Source organism: Streptomyces sp. R44, from assembly GCF_041053105.1.
GTDB lineage: Bacteria > Actinomycetota > Actinomycetes > Streptomycetales > Streptomycetaceae > Streptomyces.
In genome coordinates this window covers 5,017,195-5,034,558 of record NZ_CP163444.1, presented here as the reverse complement: position 1 = coordinate 5,034,558, position 17,364 = coordinate 5,017,195, and the positions used below count along the sequence as shown (strand labels likewise).

The window sequence follows — 17,364 nt, the reverse complement described above, 5'->3', positions numbered from 1 at the left end:
GCACCTGACCGGTTTCCGCTCTTGACGCGGAGTCAAACTCTCGCTGAACATTCAGCACGCACGACCGAACGACCGCACAACTGAACAGTCGCGCACCCGCACAGCTCCAGCGCCTCGTGGCACCCACGCCCGAGGCGTCTCGCACGTTCCGTCCCATCCCCGTTCGGAATCCGGAGCCCCCACATGAACCTCTCCGTGCCCAGACGCGTCACCGCGGCCGCCGCCCTCGCGGCGCTCGCCCTCGGCGGACTCACCGGTACCGCCTCCGCCGGGTCGCAGGCGGCCGCCGCCGCGCCCGACATCCCGCTCGCCAGCGTCAAGCAGCACTTGGCGGACCTCCAGTCGATCGCCACCGCCAACGGCGGCAACCGCGCCCACGGCCGTACCGGCTACAAGGCCTCGATCGACTTCGTGAAGGCGAAGCTGGACGCCGCCGGCTACACCACCACGCTCCAGCAGTTCAGCTACAACGGCGCCACCGGCTACAACCTGATAGCCGACTGGCCGGGCGGCGACCCGAACCAGGTGATCATGTCCGGCTCGCACCTGGACTCGGTCACCGGCGGCCCCGGCATCAACGACAACGGCTCCGGGTCCGCCGCGATCCTGGAGACCGCGCTGGCCGTCTCCCGCGCCCAGTTCCAGCCGACGAAGCACCTGCGCTTCGGCTGGTGGGGCGCCGAGGAGCTCGGGCTCGTCGGCTCGAAGTACTACGTCAACAACCTGCCCACCACCGAGCGTTCGAAGATCAAGGGCTATCTGAACTTCGACATGATCGGCTCGCCGAACCCGGGCTACTTCGTCTACGACGACGACCCGGCGATCGAGCAGACCTTCAAGGACTACTACGCCGGGCTCGGCATCCCCACCGAGATCGAGACCGAGGGCGACGGCCGCTCCGACCACGCACCCTTCAAGAACGCGGGCATCCCGGTCGGCGGGCTCTTCTCCGGCGCCGACTACACCAAGACCGCGGCGCAGGCGCAGAAGTGGGGCGGCACGGCCGGCCAGGCCTTCGACCGCTGCTACCACTCGTCGTGCGACACCACGGCGAACATCAACGACACCGCCCTGGACCGGAACGCGGACGCCATCGCGTACGCGATCTGGAACCTGTCCAGCGGGACGACGACCCCGCCGACCGGCACGGTCTTCGAGAACACCGCCGACGTCTCCATCCCGGACAACGGCGCCGCGGTGACCTCCACCGTGAACGTCACGGGCATCACGGGGAACGCGCCGAGCACCCTCAAGGTCGGCGTGGACATCGTCCACACCTACATCGGTGACCTCGTCGTCGACCTGATCGCGCCCGACGGCTCGGTCTACAGCCTGTCCAACCGGGCGGGCGGCAGCGCGGACAACATCAACACCACCTACACCGTGAACGCCTCCTCGGAGGTCGCCAACGGTGCCTGGAAGCTCCGCGTCCAGGACAAGGCCTCGATCGACACGGGTTACATCAGCGGCTTCAAGCTGACGTTCCCGTAACGCCTTCCGTAGGAGCAGAAAACTCCCGGGCGGGTCGGTGAACATCGCCCCCGACCCGCCCGGGGTCCCAACTTCGGTCCTACTTCGCGGCGTTCGCCGCGTTCACCAGCGCGTCCTTCGTCACCGCGCCGACGTAGACCTTGCCGTCGTCGGTGAGGAGCGCGTTCACCAGCTTCGTCTTGAAGACGGTGCCGGAGCCGAACTTTCCGGTGACCTTGTCGCCGAAGGAGTCCAGGAAGCCCTGGATCTCCTTCGGCGCCTCGTCGGTCTTGGGCGCCGGCGCACCCGAGTCGATCCGCGCGATCGTCGTCCAGCCCTCGCCGATGACGTTCATGTCGCCGCCCTCGCCGCCGAAGCCCGCTCCGAGGCCGGGGAACCCCTTCCCGAAGTCCTCGAAGCCCTCCGGCAGGTCCTCGGCGGAATCCTTCGCCTTCTCCGCCCCGCCCTCCGTCACCTTCGCGCCCTTCGGCGCGGTGAAGGTGAACTCCGAGGCGGCCGGCTTCCCGAAGTCGACCTTCGTGAAGCCCGCGTCGACGACCGGCTTGCCGCCCTCGACCGAGGAGAGGGTGAACTTCAGCGGGGTGCCGTTCGCCGCGTCCACCGCGATCTTCACCGACTCGACCGTGGAACCGGCCTGCTTCGGCTTGATCACCAGCTGGTACGCGTCCCGGCCGGCCACCTTCGCCGTGCCGTCGACCGTGATCGACGTCGTGTCGCCGGCGGCCTTCAGGACCTCGTCGGCGAGCTCCTTCGGCGTGCCGGGGAGCTTCCGGTCCTTCTCGTTGGCGTCGGGGGCACCGGACGACGCCCCCTTCTCGTGGAAGGCCTCGTTCGACTTGCTGTCGTAGCCCCAGACGTCGTCGCCGTTGTGGATGAGGCTGTACTCGTCGGAGCCGTCCAGCAGGGTGAGCTTCTGGCGCTCGGGGCCGTCCGCCGCCACGCGCAGGGTGTGGCTGCCCGAGAAGAGCTCGGTGAGCTTCTCGGACGGGTCGGCCGAGGAGGGGCCGCCGTCGCCGTCCAGGCCCCCGAGGCCGGACGCCAGGCCGTCGAGGGCCGGCAGGCCCAGGTCGGTGGAGATCTTGAAGGTGCCGGACAGGGTCTGGGTGTCCGAGGCGGCGATCTTCTCGATGAGCTGCTGGGCCGTGATCTCCGGCAGGTCCGGGTCGCCGGACGCCGCGAGCGCCGGGACGAGCCCGATGGTCGCCGCGGCCACTCCGGCCACCGCGACCGGGACGATGAACCGGCTCGCCTTACGGGTCTCTGCCATGGTCTCCGCTACCTCCGTACCGTGCTGCCCCTTGGATGATGACTCCATCTCACCAAGACGGCGGCGGGAAAGCGTCAGACCCCGGGATCAACCTCACGTACTGCTTCGGGATGACCCGACCCTGAGAAGAGCTACCCCGCGCGGTGGACCACGGCGTCGCACATCTCCGCGAGCGCCGCCTTCGCGTAGCACTCGGGCAGCGGCGCCAGCATCGCGCGCGCCTCCTCGGCGTACCGCACGGTGTCGCGGCGGGCCTGCTCCAGGGCGGGGTGGGCGCGCAGCAGGCGCAGGGCCTCGGCGTGCCGCTCGTCGTCACTGAGGTCGCCGTCGATCAGGGCGACGAGCTCCAGGTCCTCCGGGCGGCCGTGGGCGGCCGCCGCGGCCCGCAGGTGGAGGACGGGGAGGGTGGGGATGCCCTCGCGGAGGTCGGTGCCGGGGGTCTTGCCGGACTCGTGGGAGTCGGAGGCGATGTCGAGGACGTCGTCGGCGAGCTGGAAGGCGACGCCGAGCCGCTCGCCGTACTGGGTGAGGATGTCGACGACGCTCTCGTCGGCGCCGGCCATCATGGCGCCGAAGCGGCAGGAGACGGCGACGAGGGAGCCGGTCTTGCCGCCGAGGACGTCGAGGTAGTGCTCGACGGGGTCGCGGCCGTCGGTGGGCCCGGCGGTCTCCAGGATCTGGCCGGTGACGAGCCGTTCGAACGCCTCGGACTGGATGCGTACGGCCTCGGGACCGAGGTCCGCGAGCGTGTGCGAGGCGCGGGCGAAGAGGAAGTCACCCGTGAGGACGGCGATCGAGTTGCCCCAGCGGGTGTTGGCGCTGTCGACGCCGCGCCGGACGTCGGCCTCGTCCATGACGTCGTCGTGGTAGAGCGTGGCGAGGTGGGTGAGCTCGACGACCACGGCGGAGGGCACGACGCCCGGCGCGTAGGGGTCGCCGAACTGGGCGGCGAGCATCACGAGCAGGGGGCGGAACCGCTTCCCCCCGGCCAGGACCAGGTGCTGCGCGGCCTCCGTGATGAAGGGGACATCGCTCTTGGTGGCGTCCAGGAGGCCCGCCTCCACAGCCGCCAAACCGGTCTGGACATCGGCCTCAAGAGCCTGGTCCCGCACGCTAAGACCGAACGGCCCGACGACGGTCACGAGGGGGTCTCCTGTCTGCTGACGCCTGCTGACGATCACACGGATTGTTCACATGTACTGTTGACGATCACATGGATTGTCGATGTGTCGCTCGATTCACTCAAGCCAGCGTATCCGGTCACCTTTCGATCACCGTGGGCGCCTTCCCGTCACCCCCGGTATGTTCGGGATCAGCTCATACGACCAGGAGTAGGCGTTTTGTCCCGAACAACGATCGACACCGATACGAACGGCGAGCAGCCTCCCCCCGAGGACGACCACGCCTTCCTCGGGCATCCACGGGGTCTGCTGAGCCTCTCCGGCCTGGAGGTCTGGGAGCGGTTCTCGTTCCTCGGCATGCAGGCGATCCTCGTCCTCTACTTCGCCGCGACCGTCGCCGACGGCGGCCTCGGCATGGACCCGGGCACCGCGGCCTCCGTCTCCGCCGCCTACGGCACCCTCGTCTACCTCGTCTCCGTGGCCGGCGGCTGGCTCGCCGACCGCATCCTCGGCTCGTACCGCGCGGTCCTCTGGGGCGGCATCCTGATCGCCTGCGGGCATTACGCCATGGCGGTGCCGACCGCCGCCATGACCTGGGTCGGGCTCGGCCTGATCAGCGCCGGCACGGGCCTGCTCAAGCCGAACGTGGCGACGATGGTCGGCAAGCTCTACCGCACGGACGACGACCGCCGCGACGCCGGCTTCGCGCTCTACTACATGGCGATCAACATCGGCGCCTTCGCGGGACCGCTGATCACCGGCTGGCTCGCCGACCACAAGGGCTACCACTGGGGCTTCTCGGCCGCCGCCCTCGGCATGACCCTCGGCCTCGTCCAGTACGTCGCCGGCCGCCGTCACCTGGCCGGACGCAGGCACTCCGCCGAGTTCGCCCTCGCCCCCGAGGCCATGCGCCGGGCCGTGCGCCTGATCGTGGCCGGCACGGTCGTGACGGGCCTCCTCGCCACGGCCCTCGCCCTCGCCGGCCGGCTCACCATGGACCGGTTCGTCGACCTGCTGACCCTGATCTCGGTGATCGCCCCGGTCGTGTACTTCGCCGTCATGTTCCGCAGCCCCCGGGTGACCGCCGAGGAGCGCGGCCGCCTCAAGCCGTACGTCGTGCTCTTCCTGGCCTCGGTGGCGTTCAACTTCATCCTCTTCCAGGCGTACTCGACGATGATGCTGCTCGCCTCCACGAACGCCCGCACGACCCTCCTGGGCTTCGACTTCCCCGCGAGCTGGTACGCCTCCGCCCTCGGCGCCTTCGAGGTCCTCCTGGCGCCCGTGGTGGCCGCCGTCTGGGCCCGGATGGGGCCCCGGCAGCCGCACGCCTCCAACAAGATCGCCTTCGGGGTGATCCTCGGTGGCCTCTCCTTCCTCCTGATGGTCCTGCCGACCTCGGGACACGCCGACGACACCTACGAGATGGCCGCCTGGTGGATCGTCGGCTCCTACCTGCTGCTCGGCCTCGGCGACGTGCTCCTGGAGACCTCCGGCATGTCCGCGACCAGCAAGCTCGCCCCGAAGGCCTTCTCCAGCCAGACGATGTCCCTCTGGTTCCTCTCCCTCGCCCTCGCCAACGGCATCCAGGCCCAGACCGTGAAGCTCTACGACGACGTCTCCAAGCCCGCCTACTTCGGCGTGAACGGCGCCGTGGCCGTCGCCGTCGGCCTCGCCGTGATCGCCCTGGCGCCCTGGCTGCGCCGCACGATGCACCCCGTCCACTAGTCCGCTCAGGGAGCCGCGATGAAGATCCGTACCGACTTCCCGTACGAGACCCGCCACGAGGACATCCGCATCCCGCTGCCGGACGGCACCAGGCTGTACGCGCGCGTGTGGCGCCCGCTCACCGACGAACCCGTACCGGCCCTCCTGGAGTACCTGCCGTACCGCCTCACCGACTGGACGGCCCCCCGCGACTGGCAGCGCCACCCCTGGTACGCCGGCCACGGCTACGCCTCCGTACGCGTCGACGTCCGCGGCCACGGCAACAGCGAGGGCCTCCCCGGCGACGAGTACGACCCCGTCGAGCTCGCCGACGGCGTCGCCGTCGTGAACTGGCTCGCCGAGCAGCCCTGGTGCACCGGGAAGGTCGGCATGTTCGGCATCTCCTGGGGCGGCTTCAACTCGCTCCAGATCGCCGCCCTCGCCCCCGAGCCGCTCAAGGCGATCGTCACCGTCTGCTCCACCGACGACCGCTACGACAACGACGTGCACTACATGGGCGGCTCGGTCCTCGGCGTCGACATGCACGCCTGGGCGGCCACCATGCTCGCCTTCGTCTCCCGCCCCCCGGACCCCCGGTACGTCGGCGAGGAATGGCGCGAGCTGTGGCTGGAGCGCCTGGAAGCCGTCGAACCGCTCATCCACACCTGGCTCGCCCACCAGACCCGGGACGCGTACTGGAAGCACGGCAGCGTCTGCGAGGACTACTCCGCGATCCGGGCCGCCGTCCTCGCCGTCGGCGGCTGGCACGACCCGTACCGCGACACCGTCCTGCGGCTCGCCCGGCACCTCCCCCAGGACCGGGTCCGCGGCATCATCGGCCCCTGGTCCCACCAGTACCCCGACCGCGGCCTGCCGCCGGGCCCCGCGATCGGCTTCCTCCAGGAGACCCTGCGCTGGTGGGACCACCACCTCAAGGGCGTCGAGAACGACGTGATGGCCGAGCCGCTGCTCCGCTCCTGGATCAGCGCCTCACACCCGCCGGCCACCGTCTACGAGGAGCTGCCCGGCCGCTGGGTCGCCGACCCCGCCTGGCCCTCCCCGCACGTCACCCCCGTCACGTACGGCTTCCAGGGCGCCCCGGTCGTCGTCGACTCGCCGCAGCAGACCGGCATCGACGCGGGCCGCTTCTTCCCCTTCGGCAACGACGCCGACCTGCCGCCCGACCAGCGCGACGAGGACGCCCACTCGGCCTGCTTCGACTTCCCCGTACCGGCGGACGGGCCGGCCATCGAGATCCTGGGCCGCCCCTCCGTGAGCCTCGCCCTGCGCACCACCGCCCCCACCGGGCAGGTCATCGCCCGGCTCTGCGACATCGCCCCGGACGGCTCCTCCACGCTCGTCACCCGGGGCGCCCTGAACTTCTCCGCCCGCTACGGCCGCGACCGGGCCGTGGAGGCGCAGATCGGCGAGACGGAGAGCCTCGTCTTCGAGCTGAACGGCATCGGGCACACCTTCCCGCCCGGCCACCGGGTGCGGCTCGCCGTCTCCTCCACGTACTGGCCGTGGATCTGGCCCCAGCCCGACGCCGCCGGCTTCACCCTCGACCCGGCCGGCTCCTCCCTCACCCTCCCGGTCCGGGCACCCACCCAGGACGCCGTCGCCTGGGAGGAGCCCGAGCAGTCCGCGCCCCTCGGGGTCGCGTACCCGGCCACCCTGGAGGAGCCGCGCCCGGAGCGGGTGGTGGTCCGGGACGTGGCGAAGGGCGAGTGGACGCTGGAGGTCGACCCGAAGTACGGCGGCACGCGCGTGTACCCGGACGGCCTGGAGTACACCGAGGACGCCGTGGAGACCTACACGATCGAGGAGAGCGGCCCGCTGTCCGCCCGGACCCGCTCCGAGTGGACGATCCGGCTGCACCGGCCCGAACTGGCCTGGGACGTCACCGTCGACACCCGCTCGGAGATCTCCTGCGACGCGGACGCCTTCCGCACCGAGAACGAGGTGGTGTGCAAGGAGGGCGGCGAGGTCGTCTTCCACCGCACCTGGGAAAAGCGGATCCCCCGTACGGCGGGCTGACTTCACGCCGTACGGGGGACCGGATGGGGGGTTACGCCTGCGCGCCGACCTTGCGGCGGCGGGCGACGACCAGCGCGCCGGCGCCCAGGGCGACGGCCCCGGCGGCGGCGAGGCCGAGCGGCAGGGTGTCGTTCGCACCGGTGGCGGCGAGGGTGCCGTTCACGGGGGTGTTGGACGAGCCGCCCTGCTGGGTGGTGTTGGTGTTGCCGGTGGTGCTCGGCGCCGGGGTGGGCGTGGTCTCCGACGGCTTCGGCGTCGGCTTGTCGCCCTTGTCGGCGGCGAGGATGCCGAAGTTCAGGTCCGCGTAGTCCTTGCCGATGCCGCAGGAGCCGTCGTTGTTCTCCCACTCGCCGTAGCCGAAGAGGATGCCCTTGCCGGCGGGGGCCTTGGCGTCGACCGTGAGGCGCAGCTTCACGTCGTAGGAGGCGCCCTTGGCGAGCTTGCCGGCCTCGATGGACTGGAACTCCTCGCTGATCGGCGTCCACTCCAGGACGTCGGCGGAGGACCACTCGACGGGGATGGCGTACTTGGAGAAGTCCGTCTCGTCGTCGATGTCCGTGCCGGGCTCGGGGAGCCGCACGGCGTTCACGAAGGCGTTGACGGCGTCCAGGGTGTGGTCGGAGGTGTTGGTGACCCGCAGCGAGAAGACCGTGGGCTGACCGGCGGTGACCGTCTTCGGACCGGTGACGGCGACCTTCACGGAGGAGTCCTCCTTGCACTCCTCCCCGATCTCCTCGTAGAACGCGAGCTCTTCCTTGGCGTCGTCGAGCTTCTCGGCGGCGGTCTTCTTCACCTTCTCGGCGAGCTTGACCACACGGTCGGCGGCGTCCTTGGCGGCGGTGAGGGCGGCCTTGGCCTCCGTCAGCTTCGCGTCGGCGGCGGTCTTGGCGGTGGCGGCCTCGGTGGCCGTCACCTTCGCGGCGGCGGCGGCGTCGGCGGCGGCCTGCTTCTCCTCGTCGGTCGCGGTCTCGGGCAGCTTCTTCACGGCGTCCTCGGCCGCGGCGAGCGCCGTGTCGGCCTCGGTCTTCTTGACGGCGGCGGCGTCGACGGCCTTCTGGGCGTCGGCGACCGCGACCACGAGGACGTTGTCGGCCTTGTCGAGGGCCTTCCGGTCCGCGGTGGCCTTGTCGAGCTCGACGACGGCCTCGTCGTACTCCTTCTGCGCCAGGGCGACGGCGGCCCTGAGCTCCTCGAGGGACGGCATGTCCTCGTCGGAGTCGCCCTGGGCCTTGGCGGGCTTCTGCGAGGCGGTGGGCGACGGCTTGGTGTCGGCGAACGCCGGAGCGGCCGAGAGGAACACGACCGGGGTGGTCACGGCGGCGGCCACGGCGGTCGCCAGAATGCGGCGGATCTTCACGTTGCGGACCTTTTCCTGGTCAGAGAGAAAGACTGCGAAGAATGGTGGTGGGACGCGCGCCCGCGGCTACTTCACGCGGCGCGACGTCAGCCTGATCGTAGAGCCGGAAGGGGCCCTGAGGGAGCCTTGTTTCCGCAGCTCGCAGGGGTGTTCCGGGCCCGGTCGCGACACAAAGGGCGCGAATACGGGCAGTTGCCCACGGAGGCCGCACTTTCTGTGTGATCCATGTCATCCGCACCCGCCGGCCCGCCCCGTAACGTGCTCCTACGCGCGACATCGAGGGAAGACAGACGACCATGCAGCACCTGGAAGCCGTGTTCGCCGTGTTGGGCGAGCCGCGTACTGCCCACTCCGCCCCCGTCGAGGCGTGGGAACGCCTGGAGACAGGGCTCGGCGTCGCTGTTCCGGACGACTACAAGAAGATCGTGGAGGCCTACGCCCCCGTGCAGGTGAACCGGCACCTGTACCTCCTCCACCCCTCGGAGGACCTCGGCCTGTGGATGGAACAGACCGTCCAGGTCTTCCGGAACACCTCCTGGGACGAGGACGTCGCATGCCCCGGCTTCGAGGAGACCGGGCCGCTGTTCGGCGGAAGGACCGGAATGGTGCCCCTCGCCACCACCGACCGTGGCGAGTACGTGTTCGCCGCCCGCGACGAGCGGACGGGCGGCTGGAGGGTCCTGACCTGCGACGGCGACGAACAGGCCTTCTCCGCATACCGCATGGGATTCGCGGAGTGGCTGCACGGATATCTGGCCGGCGGCGACATGGTCGGCCCGGGAAGTTCTGTCTTCTGCCCGGGACCGATTCGGCTGGAACGCTCGCCCGTGGCCGCCGGAGGATCCCCCGTCGTGTGGGAGGGACCCGAGCGGTAGAGACGCGTGGAGGGGGCCCGTGTTCCGCGGTGATGCGCGCTGCCCCCTGCACGGTCACGGCAGCCCCTCCCTACAGGGTGGTTTGCGGCCGTTTCCACCCCGATGCGGTGTCCGCTGTTCCTCCAGACGGACATGAGGCTCCGGCCATCGGACACTGCCGCCACGCCCCACCCTCGTCGTAACGTGTCCCCCACACACGTGGAAAGCGAGGCACGCACCGATGTCCGAGCACAGCCCGCTCGACTTGGCCGAGGGTGATCCCTTCGGCCCGCACAACCTCCCGTACGGCGTCTTCTCCACCGCCGACGAGCCCGGGCGGCGCCGGCTCGGCGTCCGGATCGGCGGGCACGTCCTGGACGCGGGTGCCGCGGCGCACGCGCTCGGCTCGCCGTACGCGGCGCTGCTCGCGCAGCCCAGCCTCAACCCGCTGCTCGCGGCCGGGCGGACCGCCTGGCGCGACGTCCGCCGGGCGCTGACGGCCTGGGTGACGGTGCCCGCGCACCGGGCGGACATCGAGCCGCTGCTGCACCCGCTGGACGCGGTGACGCTGCACCTGCCGTACGAGGTCGCGGACTACGTCGACTTCTACGCGAGCGAGCACCACGCGACGAACGTGGGGAAGATCTTCCGCCCGGACGGCGACGCGCTCACCCCCAACTGGAAGCACCTGCCGATCGGTTACCACGGTCGCGCGGGCACGGTCGTGGTCTCCGGCACCGATGTCGTACGCCCCTCCGGGCAGCGCAAGGCCCCCTCGGACCCGGCGCCGGTCTTCGGCCCGTCGGTCAAGCTGGACATCGAGGCGGAGGTCGGCTTCCTCGTCGGCGCCCCGTCCGAGCTCGGGAAGCCGGTCCCGCTGGCCGACTTCCGGGAGCACGTCTTCGGTCTGACGCTGCTCAACGACTGGTCGGCGCGGGACGTGCAGGCCTGGGAGTACGTGCCGCTGGGCCCGTTCCTCGGCAAGTCGTTCCAGACCTCCGTCTCGGCGTGGGTGACGCCCCTGGAGGCCCTGGACGCGGCCCGTACGGCCCCGCCCGCGCGGGACTTCCCGCTGCTTCCGTACCTGGACGACGCGGCGGAGGAGGAGCCGGGCGGCTTCGACCTGCGGATCTCGGTGGAGATCAACGGCGAGGTGGTGGCCGAGCCGCCGTTCTCCTCGATGTACTGGACGGCGGCCCAGCAGCTCGCCCACATGACGGTGAACGGCGCCTCGCTCCGTACGGGTGACCTGTACGGCTCCGGCACGGTCTCCGGCCCCGAGGTGAACCAGCGCGGCTCGCTCCTGGAGCTCACCTGGAACGGCCGCGACGCCCTCGAACTGCCGGGCGGCAAGCGGACGTTCCTGGAGGACGGCGACGAGGTCGTGCTCACGGCCTGGGCGCCGGGCGCGGACGGCACCCGGGTGGCCCTCGGCGAGGTCCGGGGCCGGATCGTCCCCTCCGCCTGATCCGTACCGACGCATGAGGGGCGCCCCCGCACGGGAGGGGGCGCCCCTCCCCTTTCTTGGGCAGGCGCACACCATCTCTTGTCGGAGACTTGGCCGCCGCTTTGGCACCCCCTTTCCGGGCCCGAACTAGCGTTCCCGGCATGTCTCCGAACCCCCCACATCACCCCTTCCGTCCCCCCTCCCCAGGCGCCGGCCTGCCCGTCCTCCCGTACCGGAAGCCGACGAAGGGCCGTGACTTCTGGGTCATCGACGACGTGCTGCCGAACGTCGACTCCGTCCGCGCCCGCTGTCTCGCCAAGGAGGACTGGGTCCAGGGCGCCCCGGTCAACCCCGAGCCCTGGCCGGGCCAGCGGGCCATGCCGGGCCTGGAGCCGGACGAACTCGCCCGCGTGGAACGGCTGGTGCGCAAGGCCACCGGCGCCCCGCGGATCTGGGCCGTGGAGCCGGACCGCGCGGGCACCTTCAACCACAACTGCGTCCAGGCCGTCGGCAAGGACGAGTGCGAGCCCCGCCCGCACACCGACTCCCGCAGCCTGTGCCGCTACGCCGCCGTGCTCTACCTCAGCCCGGACACCCCCGAGGACTGCGGCACCAGCTTCTACCGCCAGAACCTCCCGGGCGGCCGGCTCGGCGGCAACCAGGTCCTGGCCCCGCACGACAACCTGGTCGACGCCCTGGGCACCCGCTTCGTCCCCCAGGACTCCTTCACCGAGGACGTCCGCGTCCCCCACCGGTACAACCGGCTGCTGCTCTACTCCGCGAACCTGATGCACAGCGCGACCGGTTACTGGGGCACCACCCTGGAGGACAAGCGGATGACCGCCGTCTTCTTCTGGATGGCCTGACCGGTACGCCGCACACGACGAAGGACCCGGCTCGCCCCCGAGCCGGGCCCTTCCGACGTACCGCCCGGTCTACCGGACGAACACGCTCGCCTGGTTCGCCAGGTCCAGGAAGTACTGCGGGGCGAGGCCGAGGACCAGGGTGACCGCGACGCCCGCCGCGATCGTGATGCTCGTCAGGGCCGAGGGCACGGCGACCGTGGGGCCGTCCGCCTTCGGCTCGCTGAAGAACATGAGCACGATGACCCGGATGTAGAAGAACGCGGCGATCGCCGAGGAGATCACACCGACCACGACGAGTGCGCCGGCGCCGCCCTCCGCCGCCGCCTTGAAGACCGCGAACTTCCCGGAGAAGCCGGAGGTCAGCGGAATGCCGGCGAAGGCCAGCAGGAAGACCGCGAAGACCGCCGCGACGAGCGGCGAACGGCGGCCGAGCCCGGCCCACTTGGACAGGTGGGTGGCCTCGCCGCCCGCGTCCCGGACCAGGGTGACGACGGCGAACGCGCCGATCGTCACGAAGGAGTAGGCGCCCAGGTAGAACAGGACGGACGAGATGCCGGACGGCGTCGCCGCGATGACGCCCGCGAGCAGGAAGCCGGCGTGCGCGATCGACGAGTACGCCAGGAGCCGCTTGATGTCGGTCTGGGTGATGGCGACGATCGCACCGCCCAGCATGGTGACGATGGCGACGCCCCACATGACCGGCCGCCAGTCCCAGGTGAGACCGGGCAGCACCACGTACAGCAGGCGGAGCAGCGCGCCGAAGGCGGCGACCTTGGTGGCGGCGGCCATGAAGCCGGTGACCGGGGTCGGGGCGCCCTGGTAGACGTCCGGGGTCCACATGTGGAACGGCACGGCGCCGACCTTGAAGAGGAGCCCCATGAGGACCATCGCGAAGCCGATGAGCAGCAGCGCGTCGTTGCCCATGGTGTCGGCGAGCGCCGGGTCGACGGAGCCGATGGAGCCGTCGACGACCCGGGCGATGGTGGCGTACGAGACGGAGCCCGCGTAGCCGTAGAGCAGGGCGATCCCGAAGAGCAGGAAGGCCGAGGAGAAGGCGCCGAGCAGGAAGTACTTGACGGCCGCCTCCTGCGACATCAGCCGCTTGCGGCGGGCGACGGCGCACAGCAGGTACAGCGGGAGGGAGAAGACCTCCAGGGCGACGAAGAGCGTCAGGAGGTCGTTGGCCGCCGGGAAGACCAGCATGCCGGAGATCGCGAACAGCGCGAGCGGGAAGACCTCGGTGGTGGTGAACCCGGCCTTGACGGCTGCCCGCTCGTGGTCGCTGCCGGGGACGGCGGCGGCCTCGGCGGCGAAGGAGTCGACCTTGTGGCCGTGGTCGGCCGGGTCGAGCCTGCGCTCGGCGAAGGTGAACAGCGCCACGACGGAGGCGAGGAGAATGGTGCCCTGGAGGAAGAGGGCGGGTCCGTCGACGGCGATGGCTCCCATGGCCGCGATGTGGGCCTTGGTGGAGCCGTAACCGCCCGCCGCCAGGCCGACGATGGCGGCGAAGGCGGCGGCGAGCGCCGCGACGGAGAGGAACACCTGGCTGTGGTAGCGGGCCCTGCGGGGCACGAAGGCCTCGACGAGGACGCTGACGACCGCGGCGCCGAGCACGATCAGCACGGGCGAGAGCTGCGTGTACTCGATGTGGGGCGCCGGGATCTTGTCGAGCGGCCCGGCAGCCGTCGTCCACAAGCTGTGGACAGCCATGGAACTCACTGGGCCGCCTCCACGTTCTGAATCTGGGGCTGGGGGTCCTTCTGCTGGACGTCCGACATGGTGTGCCGCACGGCCGGGTTGACGACGTCCGTCAGCGGCTTCGGGAAGACCCCGAGGAAGATGAGGACGGCGATCAGCGGGACGACGACGGCCAGCTCGCGCGCCCGCAGGTCGGGCAGTGCCCGCACCTCCTCCTTCACCGGCCCGGTCATCGTCCGCTGGTACAGGACGAGGGTGTAGAGCGCGGCGAGGACGATGCCGGTGGTGGCGATGATGCCGGCCACCGGATACCGGGCGTACGCGCCGACCAGCACCAGGAACTCGCTGACGAACGGCGCGAGTCCGGGCAGCGACAGGGTCGCGAGGCCGCCGATCAGGAAGGTGCCGGCGAGCACCGGGGCGACCTTCTGCACACCGCCGTAGTCGGCGATGAGCCGCGAGCCGCGCCGGGAGATCAGGAATCCGGCGACCAGCATCAGCGCGGCCGTCGAGATGCCGTGGTTGACCATGTAGAGGGTGGCACCGGACTGGCCCTGGCTGGTCATCGCGAAGATGCCCAGGATGATGAAGCCGAAGTGCGAGATGGACGCGTAGGCGACCAGGCGCTTGATGTCCCGCTGGCCGACGGCGAGCAGCGCGCCGTAGACGATGCTGATCAGCGCCAGGACGACGATCGCCGGGGTGGCCCACTTGCTCGCCTCGGGGAAGAGGCCGAGGCAGAAGCGGAGCATCGCGAAGGTGCCGACCTTGTCGACGACGGCGGTGATGAGGACGGCGACCGGGGCGGTGGCCTCCCCCATCGCGTTCGGCAGCCAGGTGTGCAGCGGCCAGAGCGGCGCCTTCACCGCGAAGGCGAAGAAGAAGCCGAGGAACAGCCACCGCTCGGTGCTGGTCGCCATCTCCAGGGAGCCGTTGGCCCGGGCCGCGGCGATCTCGGTGAGCGAGAAGTTCCCCGCGACCACGTAGAGCCCGATGACGGCGGCCAGCATGATGAGGCCGCCGACGAGGTTGTAGAGCAGGAACTTGACGGCCGCGTAGGAGCGCTGGGCCGCCGCGTTCTCGTCGGAGCCGCTGTGGGCGCGGTCGCCGAAGCCGCCGATGAGGAAGTACATCGGGATGAGCATGGCTTCGAAGAGGATGTAGAAGAGGAAGACGTCGGTGGCCTCGAAGGAGAGGATCACCATCGCCTCGACCATGAGGATCAGGGCGAAGAAGCCCTGCGTCGGCCGCCACCTCTTCGAGGAGGTCTCCAGCGGGTCGGCGTCGTGCCAGCCGGCCAGGACGATGAAGGGGATCAGCAGTGCGGTGAGCGCGATGAGCGCCACCCCGATCCCGTCGACCCCGAGCTCGTACCGGACGCCGAAGTCCTTGATCCAGGAGTGGTTCTCGGTGAGCTGGTAGCGGTCGCCGCCGGGCTCGAACCGGGCCCAGACGACGGCGGCGAGGACGAGTGTGGCGAGCGAGACGAGCAGCGCCAGCCACTTGGCGGCGGTGCGGCGGGCGGCGGGCACGGCGGCGGTGAGGATCGCACCGACCGCCGGCACCGCTGCCGTCGCCGTAAGGAGCGGGAAGGACATGAGCGTTACACCGCCCTCATCAGCAGGGTCGCGGCGATCAGCACCGCCGTACCTCCGAACATGGAGACCGCGTACGAGCGGACGTAGCCGTTCTGGAGCTTGCGCAGCCGGCCGGAGAGTCCGCCGACCGAGGCCGCGGTGCCGTTGACCACGCCGTCCACCAGGCTGTGGTCGACGTAGACGAGCGAGCGGGTCAGGTGCGTGCCGCCCCGGACGAAGACGACGTGGTTGAAGTCGTCCTGGAGCAGGTCGCGGCGGGCGGCCCGGGTGAGGAGCGAGCCGCGCGGGGCGACCACCGGGACGGGCCGGCGGCCGTACTGGACGTACGCGAGGCCGACGCCGATCACCATGACGGCGACGGTGGCGGCGGTGACGGCGGCGGCGCTGATCGGCGAGTGGCCGTGCTCGAAGCCGGTGACCGGCTCCAGCCACTCGACGAAGCCGGAGAACTCGAAGAGCGCGCCCGCGGCGACCGAGCCGACGGCGAGCAGCACCATCGGGATGACCATGGACCTGGGCGACTCGTGCGGGTGCGGCTGCTGCCCGTTCCCCGCGGCGGAGCCGCCATCAGACACAGTGTCCTGCCAGCGCTTCTCGCCGAAGAAGGTCATCAGCATCACGCGGGTCATGTAGTACGCGGTGATGGCCGCGCCGAGCAGGGTGACCGCGCCGAGGATCCAGCCCTCGGTGCCGCCCTTGGCGAAGGCCGCCTCGATGATCTTGTCCTTGGAGAAGAAGCCGGACAGGCCGGGGAAGCCGATGATCGCGAGGTAGCCGAGGCCGAAGGTGATGAAGGTGACCGGCATGTACTTCCGCAGGCCGCCGTACTTCCGCATGTCGACCTCGTCGTTCATGCCGTGCATGACGGATCCGGCTCCGAGGAACAGCCCGGCCTTGAAGAAGCCGTGCGTCACCAGGTGCATGATCGCGAAGACGTAGCCGATGGGGCCGAGGCCGGCCGCCAGGATCATGTAGCCGATCTGCGACATCGTCGAACCGGCGAGGGCCTTCTTGATGTCGTCCTTCGCGCAACCGACGATCGCACCGAAGAGGAGCGTGACGGCGCCGACGACGGTGACGACGAGCTGGGCGTCCGGCGCGGCGTTGAAGATGTCGGCGGAGCGGACGATCAGGTAGACACCGGCGGTCACCATCGTGGCCGCGTGGATGAGGGCCGAGACCGGGGTCGGGCCCTCCATCGCGTCCCCGAGCCAGGACTGCAGCGGCACCTGGGCCGACTTGCCGCAGGCGGCGAGGAGCAGCATCAGGCCGATCGCGGTCAGCTTGCCCTCGGAGGCCTGGCCGGTCGCTTCGAGCACCGGACCGAAGGTGAAGGTGCCGAAGGTGGTGAACATGATCATGATGGCGATCGAGAGGCCCATGTCGCCGACACGGTTGACGATGAACGCCTTCTTCGCGGCGGTGGCCGCGGTGGGCTTGTGCTGCCAGAAGCCGATCAGGAGGTACGAGGCGAGGCCGACGCCCTCCCAGCCGAAGTACAGGAGCAGGTAGTTGTCGGCGAGGACGAGCAGGAGCATCGCCGCGACGAACAGGTTGAGGTAGCCGAAGAAGCGGCGGCGGCGCTCGTCGTGCTCCATGTAGCCGATGGAGTAGACGTGGATGAGCGTGCCGACCCCGGTGATCAGCAGGACGAAGGTCATCGACAGCTGGTCGAGCTGGAAGGCCATGTCCGCCTGGAAGCCCTCGACGGGGATCCAGGTGTAGAGCGTCTGGTGCAGGGCCCGGTCGTCGGCGCTCTTGCCGAGCATGTCGGCGAAGAGCGCAAGCCCGATCACGAACGACACGCCCGCGAGGAGCGTGCCGAGCCAGTGCCCGGACTTGTCGAGCCGCCGGCCGCCGCAGAGCAGCACCGCCGCCCCGAGCAGGGGCGCCCCGATGAGCAGCGCAATGAGATTTTCCACGG

The 17,364-nt window shown here is 70.5% G+C and carries 12 protein-coding genes; 6 read left to right on the top strand and 6 right to left on the bottom strand.

What is annotated here, in order from left to right; all coding sequences use genetic code 11:
• The first annotated feature begins 183 nt into the window (after window positions 1-183).
• Window positions 184-1,491 (top strand): M28 family peptidase, encoded by a 1,308-nt coding sequence (locus tag AB5J54_RS23470; RefSeq protein WP_369145889.1) that lies wholly within the window; start codon window positions 184-186, stop codon window positions 1,489-1,491.
• 79 nt (window positions 1,492-1,570) lie between these two features.
• Here AB5J54_RS23470 and AB5J54_RS23465 read toward each other — a convergent pair whose 3' ends face one another.
• Window positions 1,571-2,758, bottom strand: coding sequence for an outer membrane lipoprotein carrier protein LolA (locus AB5J54_RS23465; RefSeq protein WP_369145888.1), 1,188 nt, complete (start codon window positions 2,756-2,758; stop codon window positions 1,571-1,573).
• 131 nt (window positions 2,759-2,889) lie between these two features.
• Complete coding sequence (locus AB5J54_RS23460; protein ID WP_369145887.1) at window positions 2,890-3,900, bottom strand: polyprenyl synthetase family protein; 1,011 nt, start codon at window positions 3,898-3,900, stop codon at window positions 2,890-2,892.
• 198 nt (window positions 3,901-4,098) lie between these two features.
• Here AB5J54_RS23460 and AB5J54_RS23455 point away from each other — a divergent pair, with 198 nt between their 5' ends.
• Both AB5J54_RS23455 and AB5J54_RS23450 read left to right on the top strand, forming a co-directional pair.
• Window positions 4,099-5,604: a peptide MFS transporter gene (locus AB5J54_RS23455; protein WP_369145886.1), complete on the top strand. Its 1,506-nt coding sequence runs from the start codon at window positions 4,099-4,101 to the stop codon at window positions 5,602-5,604.
• Between the two features lie 18 nt (window positions 5,605-5,622).
• Window positions 5,623-7,620 carry a CocE/NonD family hydrolase gene (locus tag AB5J54_RS23450; protein WP_369145885.1) on the top strand — a complete coding sequence of 666 codons (1,998 nt, stop codon included), beginning with the start codon at window positions 5,623-5,625 and terminating at the stop codon, window positions 7,618-7,620.
• Between the two features lie 31 nt (window positions 7,621-7,651).
• Here AB5J54_RS23450 and AB5J54_RS23445 read toward each other — a convergent pair whose 3' ends face one another.
• Complete coding sequence (locus AB5J54_RS23445) at window positions 7,652-8,977, bottom strand: peptidase (RefSeq protein ID WP_369145884.1); 1,326 nt, start codon at window positions 8,975-8,977, stop codon at window positions 7,652-7,654.
• A 296-nt stretch (window positions 8,978-9,273) separates the two neighbouring features.
• On the opposite strand from AB5J54_RS23445, the gene AB5J54_RS23440 reads away from it, so the two are divergent.
• From AB5J54_RS23440 to AB5J54_RS23430, 3 genes are all read left to right on the top strand, one after another.
• Complete coding sequence (locus tag AB5J54_RS23440) at window positions 9,274-9,852, top strand: SMI1/KNR4 family protein (RefSeq protein ID WP_369145883.1); 579 nt, start codon at window positions 9,274-9,276, stop codon at window positions 9,850-9,852.
• A gap of 220 nt (window positions 9,853-10,072) precedes the next feature.
• Complete coding sequence (gene fahA, locus AB5J54_RS23435; protein WP_369145882.1) at window positions 10,073-11,299, top strand: fumarylacetoacetase; 1,227 nt, start codon at window positions 10,073-10,075, stop codon at window positions 11,297-11,299.
• Between the two features lie 140 nt (window positions 11,300-11,439).
• On the top strand, window positions 11,440-12,144 hold the full coding sequence (locus AB5J54_RS23430; protein ID WP_369145881.1) for a DUF6445 family protein: 705 nt from the start codon (window positions 11,440-11,442) through the stop codon (window positions 12,142-12,144).
• Between the two features lie 69 nt (window positions 12,145-12,213).
• On the opposite strand, the gene nuoN is transcribed toward AB5J54_RS23430, so the two are convergent.
• The 3 genes from nuoN to nuoL are packed head-to-tail and all read right to left on the bottom strand — an operon-like array spanning window position 12,214 to window position 17,362.
• A complete protein-coding gene (gene nuoN, locus AB5J54_RS23425) occupies window positions 12,214-13,863 on the bottom strand; it encodes an NADH-quinone oxidoreductase subunit NuoN (RefSeq protein ID WP_369145880.1) in 1,650 nt (549 codons plus the stop codon).
• A complete protein-coding gene (locus AB5J54_RS23420) occupies window positions 13,860-15,440 on the bottom strand; it encodes an NADH-quinone oxidoreductase subunit M (RefSeq protein ID WP_369145878.1) in 1,581 nt (526 codons plus the stop codon). The genes nuoN and AB5J54_RS23420 overlap by 4 nt, the downstream gene beginning before the upstream one ends.
• Before the next feature lie 5 nt (window positions 15,441-15,445).
• A complete protein-coding gene (gene nuoL, locus AB5J54_RS23415; protein ID WP_369145876.1) occupies window positions 15,446-17,362 on the bottom strand; it encodes an NADH-quinone oxidoreductase subunit L in 1,917 nt (638 codons plus the stop codon).
• Between the last annotated feature and the right edge of the window lie 2 nt (window positions 17,363-17,364).